This window comes from Paenarthrobacter sp. 2TAF44, assembly GCF_052114885.1.
Classification (GTDB): domain Bacteria; phylum Actinomycetota; class Actinomycetes; order Actinomycetales; family Micrococcaceae; genus Arthrobacter.
The window spans coordinates 171385-186858 of sequence record NZ_JBFRFP010000011.1 but is presented as its reverse complement, the minus strand read 5'-3'; the positions used below and the strand labels follow the sequence as shown (position 1 = coordinate 186858).

The window sequence follows — 15474 nt, the reverse complement described above, 5'->3', positions numbered from 1 at the left end:
GGATTCCGTCATAAGCAGTTAAACAGCGGACGACGGCGGTTCTTGACCGCCGTCGTCGTCTCAACGCCTGGGAGGCGCCATCAAGCGGCCCGGCTGACAGCTGCCTCAGCCAGTTGGCGCAATGCTGTGAGCGGTAATTCTTCCACCGGCAGCTCTTCCAGGGCGGCGAAGGCTTTGTCGCTCAGCTCGTCAATAAGGGACTCCGTGGCATCAAGCGCTCCGCAGTTGACCATTATGTCGCGGATTGTGGAAACATCGTCCTCACCCAGATCCGGTTTCCCCAGCATTTCGTCCAGGTACGTGGCTTGATCCGTGGGAGCCAGGTTAATGGCAAATCCAACGAGCACTGTCCGTTTGCCCTCGCGGAGGTCATCGCCCGCGGGTTTTCCTGTCGTCTCGGGATCGCCGAAAACACCCAGGACATCATCGCGCAATTGGAACGCTTCGCCCAAGGGCAAGGAAAATGCGGAATATGCCTTCAGCAGCTCCTTGGATGCGCCTGCCAACGCTCCACCCAGGGCCAAAGGGTGCTCGGTGGAATATTTTGCGGATTTGTAGCGAATAATCGAGGTGGCGCGGTCCACGGAACCCGCTCGATCGCGTACAGGGCCGGCTACTTCCTCGAGAATGTCCAGGTATTGCCCGGCCATTACCTCGGCCCGCATGAGGTTGAAAATGCGGCGTGCTTCGCTTCCTGCTGCTGCCCGGGGTCCGATTTCCGTGAAGGATTCCTCGCTGAAGGAAAGGCACAAATCGCCGGTCAGGATCGCCGCTGCATGGCCGAAGCGTTCATTGTCCAGGGCCCAACCATTGGCCTGATGGAGTTGGCTGAAGCGACGGTGCACACTGGGACCCCCGCGACGCGTATCCGAACGGTCAATGATGTCGTCGTGGATGAGGGCCGCGGCTTGGAAAAGTTCCAAAGCACAACCGGCTGTCAGGATGTCCGAGTCACCGACGGGACCGCCCGCACCCCGCCAGCCCCAGTAGCACATCAGCGCACGGAGCCGTTTTCCGCCGGTGACGAGGTTCGATATTGACCCCATGAGGGGAGCGACATCGGGCGAAATCGTAGCCATCATGTCCTGCTGGACCGCCAGGAACTCATTCAGCTTCCCGGCTACACCGCCAATAAACTCGAGTTGCTCCGTGTGGAGTTGGGAAACCGGCGTCACTTGACGGACCCGGCCGCCACGTTCGCGCCGATCGTGAAGGTGGAAACGCCTTCCTTTTGCCTCACGGAAACATTGACCGTTTCACCGTCACCGCGGATGAAGTCGATCGACGTGACGTTGCCTACGGCTTGGGCGCCCGGAACAACCTTGAACCCTTGCGCTTCAAGGGATGTCTTGTAGTAATCCACCACGCTTTCCGGCGGAGCTTTAACCGTTCCTACGAGCGCAACGGTGGCAGGAGACACGTTTTTGTCAAAACTGCTGGAGCGCACGGACGTCTTGGGCATCACCGGGATGAGCTGTTCCGGAAAGCCGGGGACCAAGGCGCCCACTGTGGCCGTCGCGCCCGGCACAGGTCCGGCTGATCCGGACGAGTCAGGAGCCTGTGTCGAGGATGAAGGGGATGCCGGGGAAGATGGCGCAGCCGTGGAGGAATCAGAGGAGCTCCCCGATGCGGATGGGGCCGGGCTGCTGGTGGGCGGAGTACAGGCGGAAACCGCCAGGGCGACACTCGCTGCGAGCAGGGCAAACCCTCGCGATTGAGGAGTTCCAAAGAGCTTCACAGGGGTATCCTTCCTTGGGCTGACGGGGGACTGTGCCTCCAGTTTAGTCAGTGGCCGGGCATAGTATTGCCGTTGTGAGTCAGGAAGCATCCGGTAGCGCCCAAAGCGTGGGCAGCGAACCAGCCCGCAGCGCTCAGGATGCCCTGCGGGAACAGCGGCGAACCAGCATCCTCCACGTGGACATGGATGCCTTTTTCGTTTCCGTGGAATTGCGCGGCCGGCCAGACTTGCGGGGCAAGCCAGTAATCGTCGGCTTCCCTGCTGAACGTTCGGTTGTGTTATCGGCGTCCTACGAAGCCCGGGCCACAGGTGTGAAGTCAGCGATGCCGATGGCCATAGCCATGCGGATGTGCCCGGGCGCTGTCATCATCCACCCGCGCCACAAGCTCTACTACGAGGTTTCGGCGCAGCTCATGGAGATCTTCGCCTCCATCACGGACCTCGTGGAGCCGTTGAGCGTTGACGAGGCGTTCCTGGACGTCGGCGGTGCAATCCGCCGTCTCGGATCCCCCTTGGACATTGGCCATCTCATCCGCAAACGGGTTCGGTCTGAGCTTGGTATCACCGCTTCAGTGGGGATTGCCGGAACCAAATTTGTGGCCAAGATCGCATCCACCCGCTGCAAGCCGGACGGCATCCTCCAGATCGACGCCGAGGACACCATCCCGTACCTCCACAGCCTGCCCGTCAATGCCCTCTGGGGCGTCGGCGGCAAGACCGCCGAGGTGCTGGCACGCCTCGGCATACGGACGGTGGCCGACGTAGCAGCAACGCCCGTGGCATCGTTGAAAAAGGTCCTTGGCGCCAGCGGAGAGCATGTGCACCGACTGTCCCTGGGAATAGATCCCCGGCCAGTCACTCCTACCAGGCTGGAAAAGAGCATCGGGGCAGAAGAGACCTTCGCCACAGATTCGGCAGACGACGCCCTGGTGCAGCGGGAGCTCCTCAGGTTGTCCCATCGCACGGCAGCGCGGCTGCGAAGTTCCGGGATGCTGGCCCGAACCATAGCTTTGAAACTCCGATACGCCGACTTTTCCACTGTGACCCGTAGCCGGACGGTACATACTCCCGTTGACAGCGCCCAGCTTATTTACCAGGTTGCCGTGCAATTGCTGGAGTCCTTGGGGGCACGATCCATGAGCGTCCGTCTTGTAGGCGTCCGTGCTGAGCAGCTGGAACCGGCCGGCCAGGCGTCCCTGCAGCTCAGCCTTGACCGGCGGGATGACAACTGGCGGGCCGCGGAGCAGGCCCTTGACCGCGTTGCGGAACGCTTCGGCTCCAAAACCCTGCTCCCGGCCAGGCTCCTGGATCCGGGCAAGACTCCCGACGCCCAATGACCCCCGCGAAGCCGGGCAGGCGCCCTCCGCGCGTCTTTCAGAACAGCGCCTGACAAACTATCCTAATTAGTACAGATATTTAGATCGTCTGGACAGCTGTTTCCTGAGCAGTCGGTCCCAGGATGTCCGCTAACAAAGCGGAAATTTTTGGGAACGCTTTTCGTGGCCCGATCGTTTTGGAAACAGACGCACAGGCCGCGATTCGTCCAGACGCTGGCTGACTAAAGGAGGTCGCGATGCCCCTCTCGGAGCATGAACAGAAGCTGCTTGAGCAACTTGAGAAGCAGCTTCATGAGGACGATCCGAAGTTTGCCAACACCATGGGTTCGGATCCCATCCGCAGCTGGTCAACCCGGCACGTGATAATTGGTGTCCTGGGTGCCATTGCAGGCATCCTTTTGCTGCTGGTCGGCGTGTCACTCCAACAGATTTTCGTTGGTGTCCTCGGCTTTGTCGTGATGGGTGCAGGTGTCTACTTTGCGACTCTTCGGGGCGCGGCGTTCGGCAAGGCCCGGAAGGGGAAAACCGGAAAGTCAAAGTCCAAGAGTTCGTTCATGAGCAATCTTGAGGAGCGCTGGGACGAGCGTCGCCGCGACGACAATTGAGCGTGACCGCCAGCATTAACCCGGAAACGGATCCTTCCAAGTAGCGATTCCATAATTACCTGCGCCGTAATTGGTGCATGCCCCTGAGTTGCAGGGGACACAAAAGACCCCTAACGGGTCTTTTTGCGTTTAACTGCTGCCCAGTCCTCCTACCTGCCCAGTCCTCCTTGCTGCACCATCCTCCACTTTCCACCCCTTCAGGATTGGCAGCCCACTGTGGAGCGGCAGCGACACCGTGCTGCACCTGATTCCAGCGTGGCCCATTGAGGCGTGCACCCAGACCTGCCTCTGTCCTCCACTTCCCACCACGTCCGTGGATCCGCGCCATTACGCGCCTTCAGAAACTCAAAGTGGTGGAGAAACGCCCTGTTGTGCGTTGACTGTGGGGCTTTGTGGAGTAAAGTGGAGCGCATAAGAGGGTATTGGCAGGGTTGGGTATGAACGGGCACCTTGACTGAGGGGCGGTGGGCCGGTGTTTCTTGGCACCCATTCCCCACGTCTTGATGAAAAGGGCCGGATCATACTTCCCGCGAAGTTCCGTGAGGAACTTGCCGAGGGCCTGGTTCTCACAAGGGGTCAGGAACGTTGCATTTACGTCTTCAGCCAGAAGGAATTCGAGCGCATTCACGAATCGATGCGGGAGGCACCACTGTCCTCCAAGCAGGCTCGTGATTACATTCGGGTTTTCCTGTCTGGGGCCTCTGACGAGATACCTGACAAGCAGGGGCGCGTGACGATTCCGCCGGCGCTCCGGGCCTATGCAGGGCTTGGCCGGGAATTGGCAGTTATCGGTGCCGGTACCCGCGCGGAGATCTGGGATGCCGAGGCTTGGAATGAATACCTCGCCGAGAAGGAAGCAGCCTTCTCGGAAACCGACGATGACAATCTGCCCGGGTTCATCTAACCGGCGGAGGGGGCCTTGGCCCCGGTTCTTGGATGGGATCTCCAGCCGCCCATCGAACTGTCTTCCTGGCTCAACTTCCCCTGAGCCAGGCCGGCGGAACGATAGGCGCGGATGGGGATCCGATCCAAGGAATTGAATGCAAGCGATTGAGGAAAGAGGAGGCAACGTGGAAGAGCAGGACGCGGCAAAGCCCACATCTGAGCGCCACGTGCCCGTCCTGAAGGACCGCTGCATCAACTTGCTCGCCCCCGGCTTCGAAGCAGCACGCACCCGTGGTGAGACGCCGATCGTTATCGATGCGACGCTGGGCATGGGCGGCCACTCCGAGGCCATGCTGCAACGCTTCCCTGATCTGCACCTCGTGGGTATCGATCGCGATGAGGAAGCGTTGGCGTTGGCCGGTGCGCGGATGGAACCATTCTCGGATCGCACGGATTTGGTTCACGCGGTCTATGACGAAATCGAGGACGTCCTGGCGGATTTGGGTATCCCTGAAGTCCACGGCATCCTCATGGACCTGGGTGTATCGTCCTTGCAGTTGGATGAACGGGAGCGTGGCTTCGCCTACTCCTACGATGCACCGCTGGACATGCGCATGGACACCAGCCGGGGGCAAACCGCGGCAGACGTCGTCAACAACTACAGCGAAGAAGACCTGGTCCGCATCATCCGCAAGTGGGGCGAAGAGAAGTTCGCCGGGCGGATTGCGAACAGGATCGTTACTGCCCGGGCTGAGAAGCCCTTCGCCTCCACCGGAGAACTCGTTGAGCAAATCCGGGGCGTGGTACCTGCTGCCGCGGCCAAGAGCGGTGGCCACCCGGCCAAACGGACCTTCCAGGCGCTGCGTATCGAGGTCAACGAAGAGCTCGACGTCCTGGAACGGGCTGTTCCAGCCGCCGTCGCAGCGACGGCCATGGGCGGGCGGATTGTCGTGATGTCCTACCACTCCCTGGAGGACAAGATCGTAAAGTCCGTCTTCCAGGCAGGATCCAAGTCCTCAGCACCGCTCGGATTCCCCGTTGAACTCGAAGAACACAAGCCCGAACTGAAAACGCTGACCAAAGGCACGGAAGTGCCTACGGCCGCAGAAATTGCCGAGAACCCCCGCGCGGCGTCTGCCCGACTCAGGGCCGTGGAGCGCATCAAGCCAAGGAGAGTCGCATGAGCACCGCCGCAGCGAAGACACTGCCCTCCTCCGTGGTAGGCAACACGGCCAGGGCACTCCCGGCTCCAGCAGGCCGGCCCGACGTCGGCCGAAAGGCGCGCACGCCGCTTTCGCTTGTGCGCAGCGTCCCCGGGAAGCGGCGCACTCCCTTTGTTGTCCTGTGCTTCGTGGTGATGGCAGCCGCCCTGCTGACGGTGCTCGTCCTTAACATCTCTGTATCCACAGCCCAGTACCGGTTGGTGCAGCTGAAATCAGAAGCAGCCACGCTGAACAAGGAAAACCAGGACTTGACACAGAAGAAGCAGAACTTCGAGGCTCCCCAGAATCTGGCGGCAAAGGCTGCAGAATTGGGAATGGTCCAGTCCACCGTCAAGGGGCAGATTGATCTGAACACCATGACGGTCACCGGAAAGGCAACGCCTGCTGTCAAGGGAGACAACCCCGCGGCGGTGATCGCCCCTCCGGCCGTTGCCGGCCAGCTTGATGTGGTTCCCTCGGTGACTACCAAGGATCCATTGGAGAACCTCAAGCCGGCAACACCGAAAGCGCCCGCGGCCGCACCGGCTGCGCCTGCTGCCAAGCCGGCGACTCCGGCAGCCGCGCCCGCGGAGCTTCACGGGGGATCCGTTCCGGCGCCCCAGCAGAAGGCACCAGGGCACTAGCCCGCAAGACCACCGAAGCAAGGCCAGCAGCAAGGAATCAACGTGGCGCAAAACCCCGGCAAATCAAAAAAGACCAAGGTGCCGGCGGCAAGGAAGCGGCTCCGGGTTGGTCTTGGCATCATGCTGACGCTGCTGTTGGTGGTGGGCGGGAAACTCTTCATGGTGCAGGGCCTTGATGTCGGTGGGATGGCCGAGGCCGCTCTTGCCAACCGGCTCACACCGCAGGTACTGCCGGCCGAACGCGGCAGGATCCTGGATTCCAACGGTAATGTCCTGGCCAGCAGCGTCATCCGCTACAACATTGTTGTGGATCAGGTCCTGAACAGTGCTACAGCTGAGTTCAAACGGTACAACGAGAAGACTGAAGAAATAGAGACGATCTCCCGGGACCAGGGGATCTCCGAACTGGCTTCGCTCCTCGGGGCTGACCCTGCCAAGGTCAGGGAGTCGCTCACTGGCGACAAGAAGTACTCTACGGTGGCCAAGGACGTGAAGCCGGAGCTTGAAGACCGCATCTCCAAGCTGCACATTCCGGGTGTGGCCGCCGAAGGCGTCAGTAAGCGTGTCTATCCGAACGGCAGCGTTGCAGGGGGCGTGGTGGGTTTCCTCCAGGATGGCACCACAGGCCAGGCAGGCATCGAGCAAACCCAGGACCAAGTGCTCCGCGGTACCGAGGGCAAGCGTGTTTTCGAGATTGGCGCGGATGGCCTCAGGATTCCCGTGGCCACCGATGAGCTCACGCCAGCTGTCGATGGAAGCGACGTCAAGCTGACCCTCAATACAGACATCCAGTACTTCGCACAGCAGGCCATCCAAAGCCAGGTCAACAAGATGAACGCTGAGTGGGGTTCGATCATTGTGATCGACACCAAGACGGGCAACCTCATCGCCTTGGCCGACACGAACGCCCCGGACCCCAACGACCCCGGGAAGGTTGATGCCAAGGACCGCGGTGTGCGTTCTGTGACGGCCGCCTACGAGCCTGGATCCGTCGAGAAGATGATCACTGCCTCTGCCGTGATTGAGGAGGGTAAGTCCTTTCCGCTGGACCACTTCACCATCCCGCCGTCGTATACCATCGACGGTCAGACGTTCACTGATGCGTTCGAGCACGGCACCGAAGAACGCACGCTGGCCGGAATCCTGGGCTGGTCCATGAACACCGGCACCGTGATGGCGGGAAGCAGGCTGACCAAAGAGCAGCGCTACGAATGGCTGAAGAAGTTCGGCGTCGGCGAACAAACGGACATTGGCCTTCCGGCGGAAGCGACGGGTATCCTCGCCAAGCCTGATCAGTGGGATGAACGCCAGCAGTACACGGTCCTGTTTGGTCAGGGAGTTTCGCAGTCGACGCTGCAAACCGTCCGGGCCTTCCAGACGATTGCCAACGACGGCGTGATGGTGCAGCCAAGGCTCATCGATAGTTACATCACGCCTGAGGGTGAAGAGCAGAAGGTGCCTGCCAAGGAGTCCCGGCAGGTGGTGTCCAAGGAGACTGCTCAACAAATGAAGGACATCCTGGAAAGCGCAGTGACCGAAGGCCAGATCAAGGACGCGGCCATTGACGGGTACCGGGTGGGAGCAAAGACAGGCACCTCACAGGCGCCCCGGGAAGATGGACTCGCCGGTTTTGACGGGTATACGGCCTCGATGGTGGGGATGGCGCCCATGGATGACCCGCGCTTCATCGTGGAGGTAGTCCTGCAGCGTCCCAGGGGAAATATCTACGGCATCACCAATGGTCCCGTGTTCCGTTCGGTCATGTCCCAGGTCCTCAGGACCTACAACGTGGCGCCATCCACCGGCACCCCCGCGCGCCTGCCGCAGTTCGTCAAGTAAGCTTCTTGGGCGTCTGTTTCGGCCAAAGAATTTGATCCATCACTATCGGCTGGGCGCCGCTGGCCCCAAGCCGGTCGTTCCACCGAGCATCAACGGAGAACCACGTGTCAGAGCACAATGAGGCCGCTTTCCATGCCGAGACGCCCGAAACGGGCACCTCCGGCTTTCGTCCGGCGTCTGTGGCTGCAGTGCCTTTGTCGACCCTTGCGGAAGCCCTTGGTGTCCCCGTCCCGGCGGACGGCGACAACAAGGGAGTTACGGGGATCTCGCTGAACTCCCGGTCCATTGAACCGGGTGACCTTTACATGGCCCTGCCCGGCGCTTCGCGCCATGGAGCCGACTTTGTCCCACAGGCGGTCGAGGCCGGCGCCGTCGCCGTAGTCACTGATGACGCCGGGGCACGGCAGCTCGCCCTGGCAGGCGAGCAGCCCGTACCTGTCCTCATCGTCGACGAGCCGCGCGCCGTCGTCGGGCGTTTGGCGGCCCTGATCTACCGCAGCCAGCCGGACGACGGCGGGTTCCCGACGCTGTTTGGAGTGACAGGGACCAACGGTAAAACGACTACAACATACTTCATCAACTCCTTGCTCCGTGCCCTGGGTAAAACCCCGGGACTCATCGGAACAATCGAGATCCTGGCCGGGGGAGATCCTATTCCGAGCCTGTTGACCACGCCGGAATCCACCGACGTCCATGCACTGCTCGCCTTGATGCGGGAACGCGGGCTGGAGGCGGCTTCCATGGAGGTGTCCTCCCACGCCGTTGCTTATCACCGCGTCGATGGCGTGATGTTCGACGTCGCCGGCTTCACGAACCTCACCCAGGACCACTTGGACCTGCACGGCAGCATGGAAGAGTACTTCCGCACCAAGGCCGAGCTGTTCACTGCCGGACGGGCACGCCAGGCAGTGGTGATGGTCGACGACGAGTGGGGCCGGAACCTGGCTCGGACGGCGGACATTCCGGTCACCACACTTACTGCCAGGACAGGTGGCAGCCCTGCCGATTGGTCCGTTGCCTCAACAACCTCCCGTGGACTCGGCACCGATTTTGAACTGCGGCACACAGACGGCCGCGTCCTGCGCGTACACATTGGCTTACCGGGTGACTTCAACGTGGCGAACGCGGCCCTTGCCACGATCATGGTGTTGTCATCAGGCATGGATGTAGAGACCCTCCAAGGTGCACTGGACGCCCACGATCCCTTCACCGTGGCCGTTCCTGGACGAATGCAGCTCATCTCCACCGCGCCGGCGGCCGTGGTTGATTTTGCCCACAATCCCGACGCCCTGGCTCGCGCACTCCAGGCTGTGCGTTCACGTGAGGAAGGCTCCCGGGTGATCGTGGTGTTCGGGGCCACCGGGCAGCGGGACCAAAGCAAGCGTCCGACCATGGGCGCCATCGCGGCACGCTTGGCGGATATTGTCATTGTCAGTGACGACGACCCCCATGACGAGGATGCGGCGGCTATCCGGTCAGAGGTCCTCGCAGGTGCCCATGCCGCCCGTGAATCAGGGAACCTGAGCAGTGAAATCATCGAATCATCACCCCGCGATGCCGCCATCCGACTCGCCGTGGAGCTGGCCACTCCGAAGGACACCATCCTGATCGCTGGTCGTGGCCACGAGGTATGGCAAGAGGTCAAGGGCGTCAACCTGGCTCTCGACGACAGAGTGGAACTACGGACCGCCTTGACATCCAGGGGATTCAGCGTTTCAACGGACCAGCGGATAGAGTCCTAAACCGAGATGATTGCACTTACTGCGGCGGATATCGCCCACATCACCCATGGCCGTTTGACCGGAGGCGGGGACATCGCGCCCACTTCTGTCGTCACTGATTCCCGGGAAGCTACACCTGGTTCGCTCTATGTGGCGAAGCCGGGCGAGCACGCAGATGGTCATGACTTCGTTGACGCTGCCTTCGAGCGGGGTGCCGTCCTGGTGTTGGCCGAACGCGAGGTCACTGCCGTTGACGGTAAGCCGTATCCCGCCGTCGTTGTTGATGACGCCGTGCTCGCCATGGGAGCGCTTGCTGCCGAAGCAGTCCGCCGCATCCGCTCTGCCCGGGAACAGCGCGGCGAGCAATTTACAGTGATCGGTATTACTGGCTCGGCCGGCAAGACCACCACCAAGGACTTACTCGCCGGCGTGTTGTCCCAAGCCGGGCCCACAGTGGCTCCCCGGGGCTCATACAACGGTGAGGTCGGCGTGCCCCTGACCGTGTTTGCCGCCGATACGGACACCCGCTTCCTCGTCATTGAGATGGGAGCCACCGGCATCGGGCATATCAAGTACCTCGCTGGGATGGTGCAGCCCGATATTGGTGTGGTGCTGGTGGTCGGCACCGCCCACGCCGGGGAATTCGGCGGTGTCGAAAACATCGCTACGGCCAAGGGCGAACTTGTAGAAGGGCTTAGTGAGAACGGCACAGCCGTCCTGAACCTGGACGATGGCCGCGTTGCTGCCATGAAGACCCGCACCACGGCCAAAGTCCTCGGCTTCAGTGCCTCTCCAGCGACGAACGAAGACGTGGAAGCGCGCAACGTTGTGGTCAACGCCGAAGGCCACCCCGAGTTTGAACTTGTACTGCCCGACGGCGGCCCTTCCGTTCACGTCCGAAGCCGCCTGATCGGCGGCCATCACGTGACAAACCTGCTGGCGGCTGCTGCTGCGGCATTTGCCGCGGGCATCCCTGCGGCAGACATTGCCTCCTCGCTTAGTTCCCAGTCCGCTGCCAGCCGCTGGCGCATGGAGCGAACCGAGCGCCCTGACGGTGTCACCATCATCAACGACGCGTACAACGCCAATCCTGAGTCGATGCGGGCTGCGCTGCGCACCCTCGCTGATCTTGGCCAAGGCAGGCGCACATGGGCCGTCCTTGGGGCCATGCTTGAGCTCGGCGAGGATTCCATCCGGGAGCACACTGCAGTGGGAACACAGGTGGTGCGCTTGAACATCTCCAGGCTCGTGGTGGTGGGACGCGAAGCGCGGGCCCTTTACATATCGGCCATCCAGGAAGGTTCGTGGGGGGACGAATGTTCGTTCACGGAGACTGCCGAAGAAGCCTACGAACTCCTGCAAAGGGAGCTGCAACCCGGAGACCTGGTCTTGTTCAAGTCCTCCAATGGCGTGGGCCTGAGGCATTTGGGCGATCGGATAGCATTACCCCCACGGGCCGAGTCCACCGGGGAAAGCGCGGCTGAAGATGCCGCAAGCGAAGGGAACGAGCTGCTGTGATTGCACTTTTGATCGGCGCCGGCGTCGCCCTCCTAGCGGCCCTGATAGGGACGCCCCTGTTCATCAGATTCCTGGTGGCCAAGAGCTATGGGCAGTTCATCCGGGATGACGGTCCCACCTCGCACCACACCAAGCGAGGCACGCCTACCATGGGCGGGACCGTGGTTGTTGCCGCGGTTCTGATCAGCTACTTCGTGACCCACTTGATCATGTGGATGATGAATCCGCGGTCCGCCGGACCCTCCGCGTCCGGGCTGCTGCTGCTGTTCCTCATGGTGGGAATGGGCTTCGTTGGCTTCCTGGATGACTACATCAAGATTTCCAACAAGCGCAGTTTGGGCCTGAACGCCCGCGCCAAGCTGATCCTGCAAGCCGCCGTCGGCATCATTTTTGCCGTTCTGGTTTTGCAGTTTCCGAACGAGGACGGACTCCGTCCGGCTTCCACGCAAATTTCCCTCGTCCGCGACATCCCCTGGCTGGATCTCGCCTTTGGTGGGACCGTCCTGGGCGCAATTCTCTTTGTCGTTTGGTCCAACCTCATCATCACCGCGGCTACCAACGGTGTGAACCTGACAGATGGCCTGGATGGGCTCGCGTCGGGAGCATCCATCATGGTGTTCGGCGCTTACACGATTATGGGGATCTGGCAGAACAACCAGGCCTGCGGTTCGCCGCGTGAGGCCGGCAGCGGTTGTTATCAAGTGCGCGACCCCATGGACCTGGCGCTCCTCGCGGCCATCCTGAGCGCTGCTTTGGTGGGCTTCCTCTGGTGGAATACATCACCGGCCAAGATCTTCATGGGTGACACCGGTTCCCTGGCAATCGGAGGCGCCGTTGCCGCTTTCGCGATCCTGTCCCGCACAGAACTTTTACTGGCCTTCATCGGTGGCTTGTTCGTCCTGATCACCCTTTCCGTCATCATCCAGGTTGGTTTTTTCAAGCTGTCAGGTGGCAAACGCGTCTTCAAGATGGCCCCATTGCAACATCACTTTGAACTGAAGGGGTGGGCAGAGGTCACGGTTGTTGTCCGCTTCTGGATCCTTGCCGGGCTCTTCGTGGCCGCCGGCCTTGGAGTCTTCTACGCTGAATGGGTGGTGCTGCTGTGAATGCAAACCAGGAGAGCGCGCCGTCGGCCAACGACCGCCTTAAGGATCTCACCAGTTGGGATGCCGACTGGAGTGGCTTGCGTGTAGTGGTGACGGGAATCGGCGTGTCCGGTTTTGCCGCCGCGGATACCCTCATCGAACTTGGTGCAAGAGTTGTGGTGGTGGATGCCTCCACCACGGCGAAAGCAAAGGCGCAGGCCGACACCCTGAAAATCGTGGGGGCGGTGGATGTACTGCTGGGCGAAGAGGCCGTGAAGGTCCTTCCCCTCATTGACGGCAACAAGCCGGAGCTCATTGTGACCTCGCCGGGGTGGCGCCCGGACCAAGCCCTGCTGGCCGCCGCCGCACGCAAGCACATTCCGGTGTGGGGCGACGTCGAATTAGCGTGGCGCGTCCGCGAACGGGCGGGCCGGAAGACCGCTGATTGGCTCACCATCACCGGCACCAACGGTAAGACCACCACGGTAGGGATGACCGAGTCCATGCTGCAGGCCGCCGGACTCAAAGCCATTGCCGTGGGGAACGTGGGCACGCCCATCCTTGACGCTCTCAGGGACCCGGTGGAGTACGACGCTTTTGCGGTGGAACTCTCAAGCTTCCAGTTGCATTGGAGCCATTCGTTGTCCCCGGTGGCCAGCGTATGCCTGAACGTGGCCGAAGACCACGTGGACTGGCATGGCTCCTACGCCTCTTACCTTGCCGATAAAGCCAAGGTCTACGAGAACACGCAGAAGGCGGCCATCTATAACGCCGACCAAATTGAAACCGAACGCATGGTGGAGAACGCTGACGTCGTGGAGGGTTGCCGTGCGGTCGGATTCACCACGAACACCCCCGGCATCAGCATGCTGGGTGTGGTGAATGGATTGTTGGTTGACCGCGCGTTCATCGAAGAGCGGAAAAACTCAGCCGCCGAACTCGCGTCCATCTCCGATCTTGGGCCAGTGGCACCACGCCACATGGTGGCCAACGCCTTGGCCGCCGCGGCCCTCGTGCGTGCTTATGGGGTTGAGCCTGCCGCCGTGAAGCAGGGCTTGGTCAACTATCTGCCTGGCGCTCACCGCATCCAGCTCGTGGCCAAACACGACGACGTCCTGTGGATCAATGATTCAAAGGCCACCAACCCCCACGCCGCTTCGGCCGCGCTTTCAGCTTTCCACAACGTGGTCTGGATCGCAGGGGGCCTCTCCAAGGGCGTCAATTACGATGACCTCGTCAAGGAGCACGCCCCCCGCTTGAAGTCCGTGGTGCTCATCGGCACTGACACGGAGGCCTTGGAAGCGTCCCTCCAGCGACACGCACCGGATGTCCCCGTGATAGCCCAGCCCAAGGGCGACACTGAAAGTGTGCAGACCGCAGACGGTAACGCCTCCTCGCCGATTTTTGGTGAGACCATCATGGCCCAGGCTGTGAGGGCAGCGGCGAGCGTGGCGGAACCAGGTGACACCGTGCTCATGGCTCCAGCGGCTGCATCCATGGATCAGTTCTCTTCCTACGCTCACCGTGGCGACGCTTTCGTCCAGGCAGTACGCGAGCTCGTGGAAGGGCAGGCAAAGACCACCGAGGAGTAACAATGGTCAGCACGCCCACCCGCAGCCGCGGCAAGGTTTCCGGGAACGTCGGAGCCGAGGCTCCGTCGGCTGCCCGCAAGAAGCCCGTCCGGCTCCGGGGCCATGTTCGCTCCTTCTGGGAAGGCCTGGAGGGCAAGAGCAAAGCGCCCAACAGCTCCACGTACTACCTCATTCTTGGATGCGCCCTGGCCCTCACGGCCATCGGTGTCATGATGGTGCTCTCTGCTTCCAGTGTGGAAGCGATTTCCGAAGGCAAGTCCCCGTACGCAGACGCGTTGAAGCAGGCGATGTTTGGCGTCGTTGGACTTGTGGCGATGTACCTGATCTCCCGGACCAACGTCAGCTGGATGAAGAGGCTGTCCTGGTGGGGACTCGGTGCCGTTGTGGTCCTGCTGATACTTGTCCAGGTTTTCGGCCGCAGCACACTGGGCAACCAGAACTGGATCGACATCGGCGGGATCAGCATCCAGCCCTCGGAAATTTCGAAGCTGGTTCTTTGTGTTTGGATAGCGGCGGTCCTGGCACGCAAGGAGAAGTACCTGCATCGCTGGATGCACGTGATCATCCCGGTGGTCCCCGGTGCTGGCCTGGTCCTTGGGCTGATCCTCGTGGGCAATGACCTGGGCACGGCGATCGTTGTCATGGCCATTGTGGCTGCGGGGTTGTACTTTGCCGGGGTTCCCACCAAGATGCTGGCCATTGCGGGCGTCGCGGGAGCCATTGGCGCTACGGCCATGACAATCATCAGTCCCAACCGGATCTGCCGGGTGACAGCCTGGTTGGGCATGGCAGGGAATTCCTGCACCGCAGATTCCGACTTCACCTACCAGTCCACCAACGGCATGTATGGATTGGCGCAGGGCAGTTGGACCGGACTTGGGTTGGGGCAGAGCAGGCAAAAATACAACTGGCTTCCCGAGGCCCACAATGACTTCATCTTTGCCATCATCGGCGAGGAACTGGGACTGGTGGGCACCCTTGTGGTCCTGGTGTTGTTCGCCATCCTTGGCATCGCCATTTTCCGTGTCGTTGTCCGGCAGACGGATCCGTTCCAGCGCACGCTCGCCGGTGGCATCATGGTGTGGCTCCTGGGACAGGCAAGCATGAACATGGCAGTGGTGACCCAGCTGCTTCCAGTGATCGGTGTCCCGCTGCCTTTCATTTCTGCGGGTGGCTCGGCCTTGGTGATGTCGCTGTGCGGCGTGGGCGTAGTGTTGTCCTTGGCCCGCGGACAGTTGCCACCACAACAGCGTCCCAGGCTCTTGCCGCGTCGTTTGTCCAAGACCGCACGAAAGCGTAAATAGCACT

At 61.5% G+C, this 15474-nt stretch carries 14 protein-coding genes; 12 read left to right on the top strand and 2 right to left on the bottom strand.

What is annotated here, in order from left to right:
* Window positions 1-80 precede the first annotated feature (80 nt).
* Window positions 81-1175 carry a polyprenyl synthetase family protein gene (locus tag AB4Z15_RS12885; RefSeq protein WP_442017586.1) on the bottom strand — a complete coding sequence of 365 codons (1095 nt, stop codon included), beginning with the start codon at window positions 1173-1175 and terminating at the stop codon, window positions 81-83.
* Complete coding sequence (locus AB4Z15_RS12880; protein WP_442017585.1) at window positions 1172-1420, bottom strand: hypothetical protein; 249 nt, start codon at window positions 1418-1420, stop codon at window positions 1172-1174. Before AB4Z15_RS12880 ends, AB4Z15_RS12885 begins: the two co-directional genes overlap by 4 nt.
* 4 nt (window positions 1421-1424) lie before the next feature.
* Here AB4Z15_RS12880 and AB4Z15_RS12875 point away from each other — a divergent pair, with 4 nt between their 5' ends.
* The 12 genes from AB4Z15_RS12875 (at window position 1425) to ftsW (ending at window position 15470) form a co-directional block, all read left to right on the top strand.
* A complete protein-coding gene (locus tag AB4Z15_RS12875) occupies window positions 1425-1718 on the top strand; it encodes a hypothetical protein (RefSeq protein WP_442017584.1) in 294 nt (97 codons plus the stop codon).
* 94 nt (window positions 1719-1812) lie between these two features.
* Window positions 1813-3075, top strand: a complete 1263-nt coding sequence (gene dinB, locus AB4Z15_RS12870) for a DNA polymerase IV (RefSeq protein WP_442017583.1) — start codon at window positions 1813-1815, stop codon at window positions 3073-3075.
* Window positions 3076-3311: 236 nt separating this feature from the next.
* Window positions 3312-3680: a DUF3040 domain-containing protein gene (locus tag AB4Z15_RS12865; protein WP_442017582.1), complete on the top strand. Its 369-nt coding sequence runs from the start codon at window positions 3312-3314 to the stop codon at window positions 3678-3680.
* Between the two features lie 472 nt (window positions 3681-4152).
* On the top strand, window positions 4153-4584 hold the full coding sequence (mraZ, locus tag AB4Z15_RS12860; protein ID WP_442017581.1) for a division/cell wall cluster transcriptional repressor MraZ: 432 nt from the start codon (window positions 4153-4155) through the stop codon (window positions 4582-4584).
* A gap of 136 nt (window positions 4585-4720) precedes the next feature.
* The gene (rsmH, locus tag AB4Z15_RS12855) at window positions 4721-5749 is read left to right on the top strand and encodes a 16S rRNA (cytosine(1402)-N(4))-methyltransferase RsmH (RefSeq protein ID WP_442017580.1); all 1029 of its coding nucleotides are present in this window, start codon (window positions 4721-4723) and stop codon (window positions 5747-5749) included.
* On the top strand, window positions 5746-6411 hold the full coding sequence (locus AB4Z15_RS12850; RefSeq protein WP_442017579.1) for a hypothetical protein: 666 nt from the start codon (window positions 5746-5748) through the stop codon (window positions 6409-6411). The genes rsmH and AB4Z15_RS12850 overlap by 4 nt, the downstream gene beginning before the upstream one ends.
* A gap of 42 nt (window positions 6412-6453) precedes the next feature.
* The gene (locus AB4Z15_RS12845) at window positions 6454-8250 is read left to right on the top strand and encodes a peptidoglycan D,D-transpeptidase FtsI family protein (RefSeq protein WP_442017578.1); all 1797 of its coding nucleotides are present in this window, start codon (window positions 6454-6456) and stop codon (window positions 8248-8250) included.
* Window positions 8251-8354: 104 nt separating this feature from the next.
* A complete protein-coding gene (locus AB4Z15_RS12840) occupies window positions 8355-9992 on the top strand; it encodes a UDP-N-acetylmuramoyl-L-alanyl-D-glutamate--2,6-diaminopimelate ligase (RefSeq protein ID WP_442017577.1) in 1638 nt (545 codons plus the stop codon).
* Between the two features lie 6 nt (window positions 9993-9998).
* On the top strand, window positions 9999-11489 hold the full coding sequence (locus AB4Z15_RS12835; RefSeq protein ID WP_442017576.1) for a UDP-N-acetylmuramoyl-tripeptide--D-alanyl-D-alanine ligase: 1491 nt from the start codon (window positions 9999-10001) through the stop codon (window positions 11487-11489).
* Complete coding sequence (gene mraY, locus AB4Z15_RS12830) at window positions 11486-12595, top strand: phospho-N-acetylmuramoyl-pentapeptide-transferase (RefSeq protein ID WP_442017575.1); 1110 nt, start codon at window positions 11486-11488, stop codon at window positions 12593-12595. Before AB4Z15_RS12835 ends, mraY begins: the two co-directional genes overlap by 4 nt.
* Window positions 12577-14166 carry a UDP-N-acetylmuramoyl-L-alanine--D-glutamate ligase gene (gene murD, locus AB4Z15_RS12825; protein ID WP_442017574.1) on the top strand — a complete coding sequence of 530 codons (1590 nt, stop codon included), beginning with the start codon at window positions 12577-12579 and terminating at the stop codon, window positions 14164-14166. Before mraY ends, murD begins: the two co-directional genes overlap by 19 nt.
* Before the next feature lie 2 nt (window positions 14167-14168).
* A complete protein-coding gene (gene ftsW, locus AB4Z15_RS12820; RefSeq protein ID WP_442017573.1) occupies window positions 14169-15470 on the top strand; it encodes a putative lipid II flippase FtsW in 1302 nt (433 codons plus the stop codon).
* Window positions 15471-15474: the final 4 nt, after the last annotated feature.